Annotated in this window: 15 protein-coding genes (1 of these 15 cut by a window edge); 5 read left to right on the top strand and 10 right to left on the bottom strand. The window is 71.5% G+C overall.

Features of this window, described 5'->3' with window-relative positions; all coding sequences use genetic code 11:
• A protein-coding gene (locus E5F05_RS20575; RefSeq protein WP_129120514.1) for a beta/alpha barrel domain-containing protein crosses the window boundary here: on the bottom strand, positions 1-1,051 show its 5' portion. The gene continues 260 nt to the left of window position 1, outside the view; the window shows 1,051 of its 1,311 coding nt (coding positions 1-1,051); its start codon is at positions 1,049-1,051; its stop codon lies beyond the left edge, outside the window.
• A gap of 69 nt (positions 1,052-1,120) precedes the next feature.
• On the opposite strand from E5F05_RS20575, the gene E5F05_RS20570 reads away from it, so the two are divergent.
• Entirely contained in the window at positions 1,121-2,335 is a 1,215-nt protein-coding gene (locus E5F05_RS20570) for a citrate synthase family protein (protein WP_129120513.1), read from the top strand.
• Between the two features lie 4 nt (positions 2,336-2,339).
• Here E5F05_RS20570 and E5F05_RS20565 read toward each other — a convergent pair whose 3' ends face one another.
• Entirely contained in the window at positions 2,340-3,542 is a 1,203-nt protein-coding gene (locus tag E5F05_RS20565; RefSeq protein ID WP_129120512.1) for an MFS transporter, read from the bottom strand.
• 72 nt (positions 3,543-3,614) lie between these two features.
• On the opposite strand from E5F05_RS20565, the gene E5F05_RS20560 reads away from it, so the two are divergent.
• From E5F05_RS20560 to E5F05_RS20550, 3 genes are read left to right on the top strand one after another with little or no spacing between them, the layout of a single operon-like run.
• Positions 3,615-4,682: a substrate-binding domain-containing protein gene (locus E5F05_RS20560; RefSeq protein ID WP_129120511.1), complete on the top strand. Its 1,068-nt coding sequence runs from the start codon at positions 3,615-3,617 to the stop codon at positions 4,680-4,682.
• A gap of 48 nt (positions 4,683-4,730) precedes the next feature.
• Positions 4,731-5,735, top strand: a complete 1,005-nt coding sequence (galE, locus tag E5F05_RS20555) for a UDP-glucose 4-epimerase GalE (protein ID WP_129120510.1) — start codon at positions 4,731-4,733, stop codon at positions 5,733-5,735.
• A 12-nt stretch (positions 5,736-5,747) separates the two neighbouring features.
• Positions 5,748-6,413: a nucleotidyltransferase domain-containing protein gene (locus E5F05_RS20550; protein WP_129120509.1), complete on the top strand. Its 666-nt coding sequence runs from the start codon at positions 5,748-5,750 to the stop codon at positions 6,411-6,413.
• Between the two features lie 73 nt (positions 6,414-6,486).
• On the opposite strand, the gene E5F05_RS20545 is transcribed toward E5F05_RS20550, so the two are convergent.
• The 7 genes from E5F05_RS20545 to E5F05_RS20515 form a co-directional block, all read right to left on the bottom strand.
• Positions 6,487-7,890, bottom strand: coding sequence for an RtcB family protein (locus tag E5F05_RS20545; RefSeq protein ID WP_129120508.1), 1,404 nt, complete (start codon positions 7,888-7,890; stop codon positions 6,487-6,489).
• Between the two features lie 198 nt (positions 7,891-8,088).
• A complete protein-coding gene (locus E5F05_RS20540) occupies positions 8,089-8,673 on the bottom strand; it encodes a hypothetical protein (RefSeq protein ID WP_129120507.1) in 585 nt (194 codons plus the stop codon).
• Positions 8,670-9,533 (bottom strand): CapA family protein, encoded by an 864-nt coding sequence (locus E5F05_RS20535; protein WP_241687253.1) that lies wholly within the window; start codon positions 9,531-9,533, stop codon positions 8,670-8,672. The genes E5F05_RS20540 and E5F05_RS20535 overlap by 4 nt, the downstream gene beginning before the upstream one ends.
• Before the next feature lie 37 nt (positions 9,534-9,570).
• The gene (locus E5F05_RS20530; RefSeq protein ID WP_129120505.1) at positions 9,571-11,628 is read right to left on the bottom strand and encodes a DUF3160 domain-containing protein; all 2,058 of its coding nucleotides are present in this window, start codon (positions 11,626-11,628) and stop codon (positions 9,571-9,573) included.
• Positions 11,629-11,893: 265 nt separating this feature from the next.
• Positions 11,894-12,970 carry an S-adenosylmethionine:tRNA ribosyltransferase-isomerase gene (locus E5F05_RS20525; RefSeq protein WP_129120504.1) on the bottom strand — a complete coding sequence of 359 codons (1,077 nt, stop codon included), beginning with the start codon at positions 12,968-12,970 and terminating at the stop codon, positions 11,894-11,896.
• Complete coding sequence (locus E5F05_RS20520) at positions 12,967-13,365, bottom strand: VOC family protein (RefSeq protein WP_129120503.1); 399 nt, start codon at positions 13,363-13,365, stop codon at positions 12,967-12,969. Before E5F05_RS20520 ends, E5F05_RS20525 begins: the two co-directional genes overlap by 4 nt.
• Positions 13,362-14,054 carry an SDR family NAD(P)-dependent oxidoreductase gene (locus tag E5F05_RS20515; protein WP_129120502.1) on the bottom strand — a complete coding sequence of 231 codons (693 nt, stop codon included), beginning with the start codon at positions 14,052-14,054 and terminating at the stop codon, positions 13,362-13,364. The genes E5F05_RS20520 and E5F05_RS20515 overlap by 4 nt, the downstream gene beginning before the upstream one ends.
• Positions 14,055-14,210: 156 nt before the next feature.
• On the opposite strand from E5F05_RS20515, the gene E5F05_RS20510 reads away from it, so the two are divergent.
• Complete coding sequence (locus tag E5F05_RS20510; RefSeq protein WP_129120501.1) at positions 14,211-14,879, top strand: helix-turn-helix transcriptional regulator; 669 nt, start codon at positions 14,211-14,213, stop codon at positions 14,877-14,879.
• 6 nt (positions 14,880-14,885) lie between these two features.
• Here the strand turns inward: E5F05_RS20510 and E5F05_RS20505 are convergent, their stop codons facing one another.
• Positions 14,886-16,352 (bottom strand): UDP-N-acetylmuramoyl-L-alanyl-D-glutamate--2,6-diaminopimelate ligase, encoded by a 1,467-nt coding sequence (locus tag E5F05_RS20505; protein ID WP_129120500.1) that lies wholly within the window; start codon positions 16,350-16,352, stop codon positions 14,886-14,888.
• Positions 16,353-16,389: the final 37 nt, after the last annotated feature.

Raw genomic sequence — 16,389 nt, 5'->3', positions numbered from 1 at the left:
CGTCGGCGTGGATGCCCGCGCGGGTGCGGTGGGCGTCCCGGCCGTAGAGCGGATACTTGGCCGGGACGCCCTGGCCCAGCCGGTCATACAGATCGGCCAGATCGTTCAGCGCGAGGAAATCGGGCTGGCCGGGCAGGAGGTTCAGGCCAATCAGGTGGAGCAGGACGCCTTCCAGCGGCGCGTTGCCGGTGCGTTCGCCTTTGCCCAGCAGGGTGCCGTTGATTGCCGCGCAGCCCGCCAGGGTGGCGGCCAGGCAGTTGGCGACCACCAGATGCGTGTCGTTGTGGGGGTGAAACTCCAGGCGCTCGCCGGGCACACCCGCCGCCACGAGTTCGTGGATCATGCCGGGGACACTGCGCGGCCAGGCCACACCCTCCAGCGGCAGGCCGACGCCCATCGTGTCACAGACGCGGAACTTGGGCGCCTGCGCCTCGCCGTAGGGCGCGCTCAGTTCCTGTACGGCGGCCACGAAAGGCAGGATGAACTCGCGGGGGGCGCGGGTCGCGTCCTCCAGGTGCAGGCGGGGACGCAGGCCCGCGTCCAGCACGGCCCGGACGGCGTCCAGGTATGTCCGGGCGGCCTGGGCGCGGCCACCCGGCGTGAACTTGTGGAAGGTGTGGTAGTCGCTGGCGCTGGCGAGCATCCCCGTCTCCCGCACGCCCAGCCCGGCCACCAGCTCGGCGTCCTGGCGGGTCGCGCGAATCCAGGTGGTCGGCTCCACCGGATGACCGCCGCGCCAGCGTTCCAGCGCGCCTTCCAGCATGGCCCGGTCGGCGGGGCGGTAGACGAAGAACTCGGCCTGCCGGATCGCGCCCGAGTCGCCCGTGAACGCGCCCATCAGGTCATAAATCGCCAGGCCGTCCGCCGCAGTGAGCGGCAGGCCGCCCTGCTGGCCGTCCCGGTGGGTGGTTTCCGTCGTCCAGGCGACGCTGGGGAGGGTGGAGGGGCGCGCCCCTTCCTTCCAGACGACCTGCGGAAAGGCGTGGGGAGGAAAGGCGTCGGGGAAGAGGTCGGGCTGGGCGACATCGGCCACGGCGGGAAGCGCTGTCATGGCTGCACGCTAGTCCTGCCCGTCTATATCGTCAATCTTGATTAAAGAATCAATGTTAGGCTGGAGACGATGCCTTCCCGCAGCCTGACCACCGCCGAGGCGACCGCCCTGCTGGGCGTGAAACCGGCCACGCTGTACGCCTACGTGTCACGCGGCCTGATCCGCAGCGAACCCGGCCCGCCCGGCACCCGCGAGCGGCGCTACCGGGCCGAGGACGTACAGAAGCTGGTGCAGCGGCAGGGCGTGCGGCGGGACCCCGAGGCCGCCGCCGAGGAGGCTGTCCACGGGGCCCTCGCCTGGGGAACGCCCGTGCTGGACAGTGCCCTGACGCAAATTGTGGACGGCGGGCTGAAGTACCGGGGGCAGGACGCGGTGGAGCTGGCGAAGACGGCCACGGTGGAGGAAGTCGCGGCACTGCTGTGGACCGGGGACGCGGGCGGCTGGGCGCGGCTGCCCCTGCGCGCCCGGCTGACACTCGCGCCGCTTCCCCGCGCGGGGACGCCGCTGGAGGCGTTGGGCTTCGCGCTCGTGCATGCGGGGACGCATGACCTCGCGGCGCTGGATACCCGGCCGGACGCCCTCCCCGCCGGGGCCACCCGGGTTCTGAGCCTGCTGTATGGGACGCTGGAACGTCATCTGCGGGTGCCGCCTGCGCCTGACCTGCCGCTGCACCTCCGCCTGGCCCGCGCATGGAGGACGGACGCCGCCGGGGCGGACCTGCTGCGCCGCGCGCTGGTGTTGCTGGCAGACCACGAACTGAACGTCAGTGCGTTCACGGCGCGGGTCGCGGCGGGTGGAGGCGCCAGCCTGCCCCACACGATGCTCGCGGCCCTCGCGGCTCTCCAGGGCCCCCGGCACGGCCTCGCCGGTGCGGCCGCCCACGACCTCCTGCGGCAGGCGCTGGACCGTGATGCCCAGGTGGCCCTGCGGGACGCGGTGCTCCGCTACGCCCACGCTCCGGGCTTCGGGCACCGCCTCTACCCGGACGGTGATCCGCGTGCCCAGGCGCTGCTGACCGCGCTCCGGGTGGCCTGGCCCCAGGCTCCCGCCGTGCAGGCTGCCCACGCGCTCACCGAGCGGATGCGCGAGGAAACGGGCGAGGCGCCGAACATCGACCTCGCGCTCGCCATGCTGGCGCACGCGCTGGGCCGCAGTGCCGAGGACACGGTCACGCTGTTCGCGCTGGGCCGGACCCCGGGCTGGCTCGCCCACGCCCTGGAAGCCCAGACGAGCGGGCAGTTCATCCGGCCGCGTGCGCGCTACGTGGGGAAGTCGGAGGGGTAGGTATCTACGCGGCGCTGGCCCGGCGTTTCTGGCGGACCAACGCGAAGGCCCGCCCGCCCAGCCCCGCCACCAGCGCCGCCCCCGCCAGCGCGACGCCGAGCGCGGCGGGCAGGCCGACCTGGCCCGCGATGAAGCCGATCACGGGTGGGCCCAGCAGGAATCCCGCATAGCCGATGGTGGCGACCTGGGCGATGCCCCGCCCGGCCAGGGCGTGCCCCGCGGTCCCGTACAGCACCGGCACCACGTTGCTGAGGCCCAGCCCCGACAGCGCGAAGCCCAGCGTGGCGGGCAGCGGATCGTGCACCAGCAGCGCGAGGGCCAGCCCCGCGGCCGTCAGCAGCGCCCCGCCGCGCACCGTCACCTCGTCCCCGAGGCGGGTGCGGACGCGGTCGCCGAACCAGCGGCCCAGCGTCATCGCGGCGACAAAGGCCGCGTACCCGATGCCCGCGTTGCCGCCCGCCAGGCCCAGCACGTCGCGGAAGTAGAGGGTCGCCCAGTCGTAGTTGGCGCCCTCGGCCAGCATCCCCAGGAAACACAGGCCGCCCAGCAGCAGCGCGGCTGCGCTGGGGCCGGGGCGGGCGCGGGAGGGGGCCCCCGTCTCAACGGGGTTGCCGGTCAGGTCGGGCAGCAGCCAGCGGCCCGCCAGGAACCCGGCGAGGGTGGTCACGGCCACCACCAGCCCGGCGTGGGCCAGCAGCGGCACCCGTCCGATCAGCAGGGTGCCCAGCAGCGCCCCCAGCACGCCCCCCAGGCTGTAGTAGGCGTGAAACCGGCTCATGACCGGGCGGGCCAGCCGCCGCTCGACCGTCACGCCCTGCGCGTTCATGGCGACATCCAGCGCCCCGTTGAGGGCACCCAGCAGGGCCAGGGCCAGCACCAGCGTTACCAGGTTCGGCGCGAGGATGGGCGGGAGCAGCGCGAGCATGCTCAGCACCACCGCCACGCGCGTCACCCGGTCGCTCCCGAAGCGGGCGGTCCACCCGCCGGTGAGCGGCATGCTGACCAGACTGCCCAGCCCGACCGCCAGCAGCGCCAGGCCCACCTGGGCGGCCGTCAGCCCCAGCCGGTCCCGCACACCGGGAATATTTACCGCCCAGGTGGCAAACAGCGTGCCGTTGATCAGGAACACGGTGGCCAGCGCCCGGCGCGCGGCCTCGGCGCGGTGGAGGGAAACGGGGGCAGTGGAGGAAAGGGGCAGGTCAGTCATGGGCACTCCGGGAAGGCAGCAGGGGGAATCTGAAACGATTCAGATACCTTTCCCATACGCTAGCATCTGTCCATGCCCGCCGCCAAGCCGCCCGTCCGCCGCGTCACTCTGCGCGACGTGGCCGCCCGGCTGGGCGTCTCGCCCGCGACCGTCAGCAACGCCTACAACCGGCCCGACCAGCTCTCGCCGGAGCTGCGGAAGCGCGTGCTGAGCGCCGCCCGCGACCTCGGGTACCGCGGCCCCGATCCTCTCGCCCGCAGCCTGCGCCGGGGCCGCACCGGAGTGATCGGGGTCGTGTACGACGCGCCGCTGACCTACGCTTTTGCCGATCCGGCGGCGGCGCTGTTTCTGGGCAGCGTGACGCAGGCCATTCAGCAGGCGGGGTTGAACCTGCTCCTGCTCGCCAGTCCGGACGGTGCCCAGCCCGTCCATACCGCCAGTGTGGACGGCTTCATCGTGTACTGCGCCGCCGAGGGCCACGAACTGCTGCGGGCGGTGCTGGAACGCGGGCTGCCGACCGTGCTGGTGGACCAGACGCCCCAGCCCCAGGCCGCGCAGGTCGGGATCGACGACGCGGGGGGCGCGGCGGCGGCGGCCCGCTGCCTGCGGGAACTGGGACACCGGCAGATCGGCGTCCTCTGCCTGGAACTCGCCCCCGACCGTCACACCGGCCCCGTCACCCCCCGGCGTGAAGCGGCCATTGCCTACCGGACCACCGCCGAGCGTCTGCGGGGCTACCGTGAGGGCGCGGCAGGCGCCGCCCTTCACCTGTTTGAAACCGGGCAGAACACCCCCGAGGAGGGCGAGGCCGCCGCGCTCGACCTGCTGCGCCAGCACCCGGAGATCACCGCGCTGCTGTGCATGAGTGACGTGCTGGCCCACGGCGCCCTGCGGGCCGCCCAGCGGCTCGGCCTGCGTGTGCCCCACGACCTGAGTCTGATCGGGTTTGACGACCTGCCCAGCAGCGCGGCCCTGAACCTCAGCACCGTCTGGCAACCGACCGCCGACAAGGGCCGGTACGTGGGCGAGGCCGTCCTCGCCCTGCTCAGCGGCGAAACGCCGCCCGACGTGAGCCTGCCGACGCGGCTGGTCGTGCGCGGGACGACGGCAGAGCGCAGAGAGCGGAGCGCCGGGGGCTAAAGGAACTCTCCGCGCTCCCCGGCCCCCGGCATCCCTTACCCTGTCCCCATGAAGCTGATGGTTGTGGGAGGGGCCGGGTACATCGGGTCGCACACGGTGCGGCAGTTGCGGCGGGCCGGGCACGAGGTCGTGGTGTTCGACAACCTGTCGAGCGGCCATGCCGAGGCGTTGCCCCCGGAGGTGCCGCTGGTCCGGGCCGATCTGCTGGACATGGCGGCGGTGAAGGCGGCGCTGGAAACCTATCAGCCCGACGCGGTGATTCACTTCGCCGCGCTGATCGAGGTGGGCGAGAGCATGCGGGCGCCGGGCCGCTACTACCGCAACAACGTGGTCGGGAGTCTGAACCTTCTCCAGGCCATCGTGGAGACGCGCAAGGTGCCGCTGGTGTTCAGTTCGACCGCCGCCGTCTACGGTACCACCGACGCCGTGCCGATTCCCGAGGACGCGCCGCTGCACCCCGAGAGCGTCTACGGCGAAACCAAGCTGATGACCGAGCGGATGATCCACGCCTTCCACGTCGCGCACGGCCTGCCCTACGTCATCCTGCGTTACTTCAACGTGTGCGGCGCGGCGCCCGACGGCAGCATCGGCGAGGCGCACCCCCACAAGACGCACCTGATCGAGCTGGCGTGCCTGACCGCCCTGGGCCAGCGCGACAAGATGATGATCTTCGGGGACGACTACCCCACCCCGGACGGCACCTGCATCCGCGACTACATCCACGTTTTGGACCTGGCCGACGCGCACGTGCTGGCGGTGGAGGCGCTGGCGCAGGGGCAGCGGGACGCCGCCACCTACAACGTGGGTCTGGGCCACGGCTTCAGCGTGCTCCAGGTGCTCGACGCGGTGGACGCGGTGATCGCCCAGGACGGCTTCCCGCCCCTGAAGCGCGAGATCGCCCCCCGCCGCCCTGGCGACCCGCCCCGCCTGGTGGCCGATGCCCACCGCATCGTGGACGACCTGGGCTTCGCCCCGCAGTTCACCGAGCTGAAGGAGATCGTGCGGACGGCCTGGGGGTGGCACCGCAGGCATCCGCAAGGGTACGAGCAGTAGGGGATGCCACAGGTGGCTGACCTCTCCTTCGTCCAGCACGATGTTCACCGCCGTCTGCTCACGGAGGAAGTGGCGCGGGCGCGGGAGGCCGGGGCGCTTGGTTTGATGCTGTGCGGCTCGGTCGCGCGCGGCACGAGGCGGCCCACCTCTGACCTGGACCTGCGGCTGTACTGGCCGGAGGCCCGGCCCTTTGAGGCGGAGGAATGCGGAGGCCTCCTGATCGAGCGGCACGGGCACACCCTAACGCGGGCCAGGGAACAGGTGGAGGCAGGCGGGACGGCGCTCTATGCCTGGGTTGAGGGCCGCCTGCTGCACGACCCCAGCGGCGAACTCGCCCGGCTTCAGGGACAGGCGGCGCAGCGGTTGGCGGCTTACCGGACCCCCCCGGCTGAGCGTCAGGCGCTGCGGTACTGGCTGAGCACCGTCCTCCACAAGCTGGAAGGAGCCACACAGGAACAAACGGCGTTTCTGGTTCACACGAACACCTGGAAGCTGGCCGAGGCCATCTGTGCGGTCAATGACTGCCCTCTTCCGCCCGCCACCCTGCTGTGGGAGACGCTGCCGGGCCTGCCCTGGCAGCCGGAAGGCGACTGGTTGTGCAGGCTGCTTATGGGAGAAGCGGCGGCGCGGCGAGAGGCATTCTGCGAGGTCGTCGGCTGGCTGCTCTGCCGGTTGTAGCGGACAGACATCAAAAAGCAGGGAAAGCGAATGCTCTCGCTGTTCCCTGCTGGCCGCTGAAGCCTGGCTGCCTCTACACGTCCTCGCTTCCCGTGTCCATCCGCACCACCCTGGGCGTGAACCGCGCCACCACGTCCACCAGATCATTCTGCCGTTCCAGAACGTCCTCGATGCGCTTGTAGGCCTGTGGGGCCTCGTCAATGCCGCCGCCGATCAGGGTCACGCCGCGCTCTTTCAGGTACGCCTGCACGTCCCGCTTGGCGAGGGTGTTCGCGGCGGCCTTGCGCCCCATCTGGCGCCCCGCGCCGTGACTGGCACTGGCGAGCGCGCCTTCGTGGCCCAGACCGCGCACCACGAAACCGGGGTCGGCCATGCTGCCGGGAATCAGGCCGAGCTGGCCCTGTTTGGCGGGCGTGGCACCCTTGCGGTGGACGATCAGGTCATGCCCCTCCACCCGCTGCTGCCAGGCGAGGTTGTGGCTGTTGCCGACGCTGGCGAGCGGCTGCACCCCCAGCGCGCGGGCGAGGCGGGCGTGGATCAGGTCGTGGTTGGCGAGGGCGTAGCGCCCGGCCAGGTTCATCGCCTGCCAGTAGCCCTGGCCTTCCTCGCTGTCCAGCGGCAGCCAGGCGAGCTTGCGGGCGGCGGGGTCGAGGCTGGGGTGGAGCGCCTGCGCTAACTTCGTGTAGTGGTTCGCCACCTGCGCCCCGAAGCCGCGCGAGCCGCTGTGGGACAGGATGGCGAGGTATTCGCCCGCCGGGAGGCCCAGGTCGTCCCCCGGCAGCGTCAGGGTGCCGAACTCCACGAAATGATTCCCGCTTCCCGACGTGCCGATCTGCTCAGCGGCCTTGTCGTAGAGGTGGCGCAGCAGCGGTTGCTCGCGCCAGGTCTGTTCGTGCAGCACTTCATGGTCGCCCCGAAAAGCTTTCTCGAAGCTCACGCCCGCGCCGAAGCGGGTGTGCTTCAGCAGCAGCTTGCGGGCCTCGTCGGTGCTGAGGCTTTCCGGTTTCAGGGGCAGCACGCTCAGCCGCATCGAACAGCCGATGTCCACGCCCACGCCGTAGGGAATCACGGCGTCCTCGGTCGCCAGCACGCCGCCGATGGGGAGGCCGTAGCCCACGTGCGCGTCGGGCATCAGGGCCCCCGCGCGGGAGATGGGGAGCTGCATCGCCACGTCCATCTGCGAGCGGGCCCCCGGCTCGATCAGGTCGTCGCCCCAGATGCGGTAGGGGAGGGGGGTAGGGCGCAGCTCGGCACTCTTGCGGACCTGCCGCGCCGCTCCCTGTGCGGTCAGTTCCGCCGCGAGGTCGGCATAGACGCCGCCCGTCAGGTACGCCTGGGGGTTGGCCTGCACTGCCTGCAATTCGTCCAGAATCTCGGCGCGGCTGAGGCCCGCTTCCTCGCGCGCCTCGGCGGCGGCCAGGGCCAGCTTCACCGCCCTCTTCTCGAAGCCCAGTTTGGTGATGTGTTTTCCATTCATGTGTTCAGCCTGCCTGCGCCGGATGTGGCGCGGTCACCGCCAGCGGGTTCTGACCCGGGCCGACGGTTCATGGTTGGTTCTCCGGCCGTCCTCTGGGTCTGCGGCATCTGGCATGGTTCGGCCCCCTTTCCCCCGGCAGTCTGCCCGCCCGACGGAGAAAGAGCATCGGCCAGTTGACGGAGCAGGGCGTAGGCCGGTTCAGCGCACAGCAGGCAGGCCGCTGGCATCCACACCGACTTCCCGTGCGGTGAGGGCGCGGCGGCGTTCCAGCCGGAAGCCAAAGCCCGTCCAAGTCCACTCGGTGAGGGCGACGGCGGGGGCCGCGCGGCCCCGTGCGTAAGTGCCTTCCAACGTGACGAGGTGGCCGTCCGGCAACACCGTGAGCGCGGTGACGGGCTGATACAGGGCGCTGCCGCCCCAGACGTTCCGGAAGGTGCCGTCCGGGCGGGGCTTCAGCACCAGGACATGCGCGCTGTCGCCCCGCGCGTCCCGGTTCCTGGTGATTGGAGAAGGGGACGCCACCCAGCGGGTGATCGGCCAGTCACGCCAGGGTCGCCACACCGCCAGCACGCACTCGGGGGTGCCGTCCCCAGTCACGTCCGCGTACACCTGCGAACGCACGTCCCAGTCGGCGGGCAGCCGCAGGGGCGGGCAGGGACGGGGAGGCCTCAAGGCCCCGGCCGGGGTGAGCGTGCCGTCCGGGTGGACGCTGTGCCAGTCGCCCCCACCTCCCCCTGCCAGGGCCGCACTGGTCAGCCACAGGGGCAGCAGGAAGTGCCTCATCCGGCCTCCGTGCAGGCGGGGAGGTTCAGGCGGGCAAGGATGGCGGGGCGTTCCTCTACGGGGGCGAGCGTGACGCGGCCCGCGCGGTACCGGGTCGGGACGGCGCAGGCACGCGGACCGTCCGGCCCGGTCCCCACCCGCACCACCGCCCCCACCCGCGCATCCGGGTAAGGCTGATCGAGGAGCAGATTTCCCAGGCTGTACAGCACCAGTGCGCCGCCCACGCGCTCGCTGCGCTGGAGGACGTGCGGCCCGCTGCCCACGATCAGCGTCGCGCCCGCCGCCGCGAGTTGCCGGGCCAGGGACCGCTGCCTCGCCGTGACCGGGCCATATTCCGCCCCCCAGTGGACGCCGACGACCACAACCCGCGCCCGCCGCGCGCCCTCCCGCACGGCGGCCAGCGGGGGTGGCGTGTGCCCGTCGTCCAGAAAGGCGACCCAGGCGACGGGCACGCCACGCACGCGGGAGAGGGTCAGATCACGGGTGACCGGGGCAATCCCGTGGTCCCGCAGGATGCGCCGGGTCTGGGTCTGCCCGGACGCCCCGCCGTCCTCCGCATGGTTGTTCTCCACGCCCAGGTGGGTGAAGGCCGTCAGCGCCGCCACGCCCGCCGGGGGAGCTCGCAGGTCCAACCCCTCGCCTGCGTGAGGTGCGGTGGTCAGCGGGGATTCGAGATTGGCGAAGGTGGCGTCCGCCGTCAGTGCCTTCCGCACCGCCGCGAGGGCCGTCTCCCAGTGCCCGGCGTTCGCCTCCGCCACTCCGCGAGCGACACTCACGTCCCCGGCCAGCGCGAAGGTGAAGGGAGGCGCGGCCTCTCGACCACCCGAAGTGCAGGCCAGCAGCAGGACTGCCGCCAGCAAAACGGTCCCCGCCTTCCTTCTGCCTTCGCCCATCGGCCTACTTCACCACGACGCCTTCCAGCCAGGGATGCATGGCCGGAAGCTGCCCCACCTTCAGCCGCGCCCGCCACGCCTCGTCGGTCAGGCGGCCTGAGAGGGGGACGGTGAACTCGTACTGGGAATACACGCCACCGCGCGCGACCTGAAGACCGCCGCGTCCATTGGGCACGACGGCGTACAGCTCGTGGATGGTGCCGGTCGCCTCTTCCAGCACCCGGCCCCTGCCCGCATCGGTCGCCACGTCGGCCACGACGCCCGCATAGGGCGGCTCGTCGAAGGTGGGGGTGCCGCCCTCCTCGTTGCCTTCCGGGTCGGTGCTGGCGAGTTTCATCTGTTCGAGCCAGCCGCCGAAGAAGTGGATGCGGTCGTATTCGTCGCGCGTGAGCGGTTGCCCGGCCAGCTCCTTCGCCGTCGCCGCGTTCAGGAAGGTCAGCATGTCGCGCAGGCTGCCCAGGTTGTTCGCGGTCCGCTCGGAGAGAATCTTCTGGTCAGTCAGCACCCGCCGGGTCAGGGCCTCCAGGGCGAGGAGGCGGGACCAGACCGCCCCGTTCGGTTCCACGTACCCGCGCGGGAGTTCCGGTTCCCCTCCCGCTCCCATCTCGGCCATCACCTGCTTGGCATAGAGGAGCGTGTCGTGGCGCAGTTCGGTCCACGAGCCGAGCGCGGTCAGCATCTCCTTGCGGGTCCAGGCAGGTGTCCGCATGAAGGCGGGGAAACGGTCGTCGCGGGCTTCCGGTTTGGCCAGGGCCTGCAAGACGTACAGCCATCCGCTGTAGACGTTCGCGTTCCAGTCCTGCGGCTTCAGCGCGGCGAACTGGGCGCGGACCTTCTGCATCTGCGTCTCGTAGTGGGCGTACTGCGTGTCGCCCAGCCGCCGCAGTTCGTTCAGCGCGGCGTCACTGCCCATTGCCGCCAGCAGGTCCAGCCCGCGCGGGAGGGTGCGGGGCTTTTGCTCGGTCCCCACCTCGCGGTAGACGAGTTGTTGCAGCGCCGCGCCGTCCAGCGTGAAGCGTTGGCCCATCAGCCGGAAGCCCAGCGTCTCGCGCTGGCGCACGTCCACGCCCTCACCGGGCCGCGCGACCACGAAGACGCTGTTCACCCGGGGCGGCGGCAACTTGGCGAGGGCCGCCTGGAACGCCGCCAGCTTCTGCGGGTCCGCGAGTTGCCGGATATTCCCGCCCGTCACCGCCTGGAGGGTAGCCGCGTACTGCCGCTCATTCAGGTCGTCGCTGGTGCCGATCAGCAGCGCCGTCGGGTCGTACAGCCGCGCCCAGAGCTTCTGGGCCTCCGGGTTCCCGCTGATCAGGTGGGCGACCAGGGCCGCCGTGCGCGTCTCGCTGGCGTCCCCCACCCGCAGGTTCATCCGCCCCAGCCACATCATTGTGCGGAAGTAGCGTTGCAGCGCCTCCGAACGGGTGTAGTGGCCGCGCGGGACGTACTGCGAGTAGTCCTCGATCATCTGGCTGCCCGCGAAGATCGGGGAGGGGGCCAGGCCGCTGTGGGCCTTGATCAGCTTCAGTTCCGCCGTGACCAGCGGGGCCACCTCCGCCGGGACCGGGCTGGATGGGTCGTCCAGCTTCTGCGCCACGGCGAGGTAGGCCAGCGCCCGCCGCGCGTCGTCCTCCAGGGGGGTGCCTGCCAACGCCTGCGCCTGCCTGCGCGCGCCTTCGACCAGCAGCGCCGTCAGGCGGCGGGTGGTGGGGGCGAGCGTCTCCCGCTCCAGGTCGCGCAGCAGCTTGTCGAACACCAGATGGTAGACGTGCAGCACGGCGTCGGTCGTGACGAACACCGGCTGGTCGGCGTAGCGCGTCGCCTCGTACACCGCGTCGAACTGCCGCCACCCGGCAGGCACGATCACGAAGCCCTGCTGCGCCAGGGCCGCCCGCTGCGCCGCGTTCAGGGGAGCCAGACCTGTCTCCTTGTTCCCCCGCAAGACCGCTGGATTCTTCAGAGAGTTGAGGTTGACGGGCAGGGTGTAGGTGGAGGCGGCTCCCGCCATACCTCCCGAGAGGGCGAGCAGCAGCGTCAGCGTCAGGGCTGGGCGCGAGCGTGGCATGAGTACATTACACACTTTGGGAGGCCCGTCCGCGTCCGCTGCTCTGCCTTCCGTCAGGGCGGGAGTACAGCCTATGGAGGACACCCTGAACCCGCTCAAGTAGACGCCCACCTATTTTCTTTCCCTGTGTCAGCCGTTGACCGATGCCTACCTTCCCGCTCGGTGTTCCAGGCAGCGGAGCCGTTCGGGCCGCAGGCCCGAGGCCTTCCAACGTTCGGGACGACTCTTGCGCAGCGCCGCTCCCCCTGCCCCCTCAAACCGTCCTTCACGGCAGAATCAAATGCAGATCCCCGAACTCGTGCCAGAGATACCCCGCCGCCAGCGCCGCCGCATAGGCCACCTCCAGATGTCGCCGCCCGGCAATCGCCTCCAGCATCAGCAGGTGACTCGCCCGCGGCTCGTGCCATCCGGTGATCAGCCCATGCACCGCCCGCGTCCCCCGCTCCGGCGTGATCACCTCGCGCGTCCACCCCGAGCCGGGATGTGTGATCCCCCGCTCGTCCGTGACGGTTTCCAGGGCGCGGACAACGGTGGTGCCCACCGCGATGACCCGCCCCCCGGCGGCGCGGGCCTCGTTCACCGCGTGGGCGGTGGCCGCCGGAACCCGGTACGCTTCCTCGTAGGGAGGCTCGTGGTCTTCCAGGCTGGCGACACCGGTATGCAGCACCAGCGGCGCAACCCGCACCCCCTGCGCCATCAGCCGCGTGAGGAGTTCCGGCGTGAAGGGCCGCCCGGCAGAAGGCATCTCCGCGCTGCCGGGTTCGGTGGCGAACACCGTCTGGTAGGTCTGAAGCGGCCAGTCACGCGGCACATAGCCGTAGCGGATCGGTTTTCCGTGCGCCGCCAGGTACACCAGCACCGGCTGCGGAAGGTGCAACGCCGCCACCCACAGCCGCACGCCCTCCCGCTGTTCTTCCCGATTGCGGTCGGTGCTGTAGGGCGTGAGCAGCGTGACTTGCCCTCCATCCGGCAGACGCAGCGTCTCCCCCGCGTGGGCGTGGCGTTCGGGCAGCGTGGCGGTCCCGGCAGGGCGGCGGAGTTCCACGGTCCAGAGGTCGGCGGGCAGGTGCGTGCTGAGGTGCAGTTCCAGCGCCGTGCCGTCCGCGCGCCGGGCCGGGAGGGCGGCGGGCAGCGTGCCGCTGGTGTTGATGACCAGCGCGTCGCCTTCCCGCAGGAACGCGGGCAGGTCGCGGAAGGTCGCGTGCTGCACCACATCGTCCGCCACGCGCGAGACGAGCAGCCGCACACCGTCGCGGGGGAGGCCGCGCGCCTCGGGCGGCTCATGCGCTTCGAGGTGCGCGGGCAGCGTGAACTCCAGCGGCCCATTCATGGCGGCGGTCATGGCAACTCCACGTGCGGGTGAAACAGGGTGAGGTGCAGGCCGTCCGGCGTGCTGAGCCGCTGGTTATGGTGTCCCCAGGGCGTCTCGACCGGGGCAGCCACCACCCGCGCCCCGGCCTGGTGCAGCCGTTCCCCGGCGGCGGGCGTGCCAGACACCCGGAACGCGAGGCGCACCGTGCCGCTTCCTTCGCCACCCGCCTCGATCTGGTCGATTCGCCGGGCCTGCGGTTCGTCCACGATCTCCAGGGTGGCGCGCCCGGCCTCCAGCACCAGGCCGCGCCCGTCCGGGTCGTCCCAGCCGTCCACCACCCGCAGCCCCAGGCCCTGCTCGAAGAGCCGCCGGGCCGCCGCGTAATCCTGGGCGGTGATCACCACCCGCAGTTCCCCGGCGCTCATGCGGACACCTCCGCCATCCGTTGCGCGGCGTAGCGGCCACTCGGCCACTCGCCGCTGAGCAGGTGCAGGAAGCCGGGCACGCTCACTTCGGGGAGGGGCCGGTCGCTGATGTCCTCGCCGGGGAAGGCGTCCTGGTGCATCCGCGTCCGCATGTCGCCGGGGTCCACCCAGTACACGCGCAAGTCGGGATGTTCGGCGGCCAGGACGCGGCTGAGCTGTTCGAGCGCCGCCTTGCTGCTGCCGTACCCGCCCCAGGTCACGTAGCCTTCCACGCCCGCGTCGGAGGTGACGTTCACGATGCGTGCGCCCGGCTTCAGGTGTGGCAGCGCGAGCTGGATCAGGCGCAGCGGGGCCACGACGTTCACTTCCAGCACCTGCCGGTAGGCGTCCAGCGGGAGGTCCCGCAGGGCGGGCAGCGGCGAGGGGCCGAGGGCGCTCGCGTTGTTCACCAGCGCGTCCAGACCGCCGAGGTCCAGCGCCGCGCCGATCAGCCGCCGGGCGTGCGTTTCGTCCGCCACGTCGCCGGGCAGCGCGGTGACGGGCGTATGCGCCTCCAGTTCCTGCCGGGCCTGCTCCAGGGCCTGTGGTTCGCGTGCGGTGAGGACGAGGGACCACCCCTCCTGGGCGAGACGGCGGGCGAGCGCCAGGCCGAGGCCGCGTGAGGCGCCGGTGATGAGTGCAACGGGCATACAGTCCTCCTGCATCGTTGAGAGGAACCTGGGGTGAGGGCCGCTTGGCGCGCTGTCAGTCAGCGTTGCCGTGAGTGTACGCGCAGCCTCCAGAGAAAAGCAAGTATTTGCTTTCTAAACTCTTTTTCTCCCTGCCGGACGCGATACACTCCGGGTGTGCCTGTGGTCAGCCCCGCCCTCGACCAACTTCCCGCCACCCGCCGCGCCATCCTCTGCCAGCTCAAGAAGCGCGGCGAGGCGGGCGCCGACGATCTCGCGCAGACGCTCGGCATCACGGCCAGCGGGATTCGTCAGCACCTCGGCGCGCTCGAACAGGCGGGGTTCCTGATGGCCCAGGACCACCGCGAGGGGCCAGGACGGCCCAGGCGCCGCTACCGCCTGACCGCGCAGGCCGACGCCCTCTTTCCCCGGGCCTACGCCGAACTCACCAACGAACTGCTGACCTACGTGCAGGACGAGGACCCGGCGCTGGTCGCCCGCCTCTTCGAGAAACGCGCCGAGCGCCGCCTGCACGGCACCCTCGCCCGCACACGCGGCCTGCCCTTCCGCGAACAGGTGCGCGAACTGGCCCGCATCCTCGACGAGGACGGCTATCTGGCCGACATGCAGGAAAACGACGACGGGAGCTTCACGGTCACCGAGCACAACTGCGCGGTCCTGAGTGTCGCCCTCCAGTACGGGCACGCCTGCGGCAGCGAACTGGGGTACATCAAGGCGGCCCTGCCGACGGCGGAAGTGACCCGCATCGCGCACATGCTGAGCGGCGCCCACGTCTGCGCCTACCGGATTCGGCCCCGTGGGGAGGAAACGCCCGAAGGGGCTTGAAGGCCCTCAGGCGCGTAAGGCCAGCGCCGCCCGCGCCTCCTCCACCTCGTTCCAGGGAATGACCTCCGTGTCCCGTTCCAGGGTGTCTTCCGGCCCCTTCCCGGCGAGCAGCACCGTGTCGCCCGGCTGCGCCTCGCGGATCACGAAGCGGATCGCCTCGCGCCGGTCCCCGATACTGGTGAAGTTCTCCCCGCCCCCCTCCCGCGCGCCCCTTTCCATCTCGCGCAGGATGTCCTCCAGCGGCGTGTCGCGGTGGTCCTCCTCGGTGAAGACGGCGTAATCGGCCAGCCGGGTCGCCACCTCGCCCAGCGGCGCCCGCTTGCCGGGATCGCGCGGTCCCCCCGCCGAGCCGAGCAGCACCCACAGCCGCCCGGCGGTGGTGGCGCGCAGGGTCGTGAGCGCCTTTTCCAGACTCGGCGGCGTGTGCGCGAAATCCACGATCACGCGGGGATCGGCCTCGCCGCCCGGCACCAGTTCCATCCGCCCCGGCACGCCCCGGAAGGAGGCCAGTCCGTCCACCAGTTGCGGAAGGGTCGCGCCCAGGTGCGCCGCCGCCGCCATCCCGGCCAGCGCGTTTGCCACGTTGAAGCGCCCGATCATCGGCAGATGCGCCCCGAATTCGCCCAGCGGCGAGGTGACGTGGAAATGCAGGCCGGTCGCGCGTTCCTCGATGCCGGTGGCCCGCCAGTCGGCGTGCTGGTTCTCGGCGCTGTAGGTCGTCTCCTGCGGGGCGAGGCCCCGGAGCTGCGCCGTCCAGGGGTCGTCCACGTTCAGCACGGCGAAGGGGGCGCGTTCGACCAGCCTGCGCTTGTCCGCGAAGTAGTTCTCCACCGTGCCGTGGAAGTCCAGATGCTCCTGGCTGAGGTGTGTCCACACCGCCACGTCCCAGTCCACGCCCCGCACCCGGTCCAGCGCGAGGGCATGGCTGCTCGCTTCCAGCACCACGGCCTCCCCGCCTGCCTCCACCATCTCGCGCAGCGTGGCCTGGACCTGCGGAGCCTCCGGGGTCGTGAAGTGGGCCGGGAAGTGCCGCAACTCTCCGTCCGGCAGCTCATAGCCGACGGTGCTGAGCAGGCCCGTCCGTAGCCCCGCCGTCCGCAGCAGGTGCCGCGTCAGCCAACTGGTCGTGGTCTTGCCATCGGTGCCCGTCACGCCGACCACCCGCAGTGACCGGCTGGGATTTCCCGCCAGCGCCGCCGCCGCGTCTGCCAGCGCCGCCCGCGCGTTCGGCACGGTCAGGTAGGGGAGGGGGGAGGGCGCGTCCCCCGCTAAGCCTTCGCCCAGCACGGCCACCGCGCCCTTCGCCGCCGCGTCCGGGATGAAGGTGTGCCCGTCGAACCGCGCCCCGCAAATCGCCACGAACGCGAACCCCGGTTCCACCCAGGCCGCGTTGTGCGTCACGCCGCGCACCTCCACATCGGGCAGGTCGGAGGCGGGCATGTTCAGGGCGGCGGCAAGCTCGGGCAGACGCATGGGGGGAGGCTAGCAGAAGGCGGCTGGCGGGCGGAAC

Origin of the sequence: Deinococcus metallilatus (assembly GCF_004758605.1) — a bacterium.
Lineage (GTDB): Bacteria > Deinococcota > Deinococci > Deinococcales > Deinococcaceae > Deinococcus > Deinococcus metallilatus.
Note: the sequence above shows the minus strand (reverse complement) of the source record. Positions and strands in the feature narration are given on the sequence as shown.

Bases quoted from the DNA above. Each gene is read 5' to 3' on its own strand.
- E5F05_RS20570 (WP_129120513.1), top strand. From the start codon at position 1,121: ATGCCTTCCCGCAGCCTGACCACCGCCGAGGCGACCGCCCTGCTGGGC.
- E5F05_RS20565 (WP_129120512.1), bottom strand. From the start codon at position 3,542: ATGACTGACCTGCCCCTTTCCTCCACTGCCCCCGTTTCCCTCCACCGC.
- E5F05_RS20560 (WP_129120511.1), top strand. From the start codon at position 3,615: ATGCCCGCCGCCAAGCCGCCCGTCCGCCGCGTCACTCTGCGCGACGTG.
- galE (WP_129120510.1), top strand. From the start codon at position 4,731: ATGAAGCTGATGGTTGTGGGAGGGGCCGGGTACATCGGGTCGCACACG.
- E5F05_RS20545 (WP_129120508.1), bottom strand. From the start codon at position 7,890: ATGAATGGAAAACACATCACCAAACTGGGCTTCGAGAAGAGGGCGGTG.
- E5F05_RS20540 (WP_129120507.1), bottom strand. From the start codon at position 8,673: ATGAGGCACTTCCTGCTGCCCCTGTGGCTGACCAGTGCGGCCCTGGCA.
- E5F05_RS20530 (WP_129120505.1), bottom strand. From the start codon at position 11,628: ATGCCACGCTCGCGCCCAGCCCTGACGCTGACGCTGCTGCTCGCCCTC.
- E5F05_RS20525 (WP_129120504.1), bottom strand. From the start codon at position 12,970: ATGACCGCCGCCATGAATGGGCCGCTGGAGTTCACGCTGCCCGCGCAC.
- E5F05_RS20520 (WP_129120503.1), bottom strand. From the start codon at position 13,365: ATGAGCGCCGGGGAACTGCGGGTGGTGATCACCGCCCAGGATTACGCG.
- E5F05_RS20515 (WP_129120502.1), bottom strand. From the start codon at position 14,054: ATGCCCGTTGCACTCATCACCGGCGCCTCACGCGGCCTCGGCCTGGCG.
- E5F05_RS20505 (WP_129120500.1), bottom strand. From the start codon at position 16,352: ATGCGTCTGCCCGAGCTTGCCGCCGCCCTGAACATGCCCGCCTCCGAC.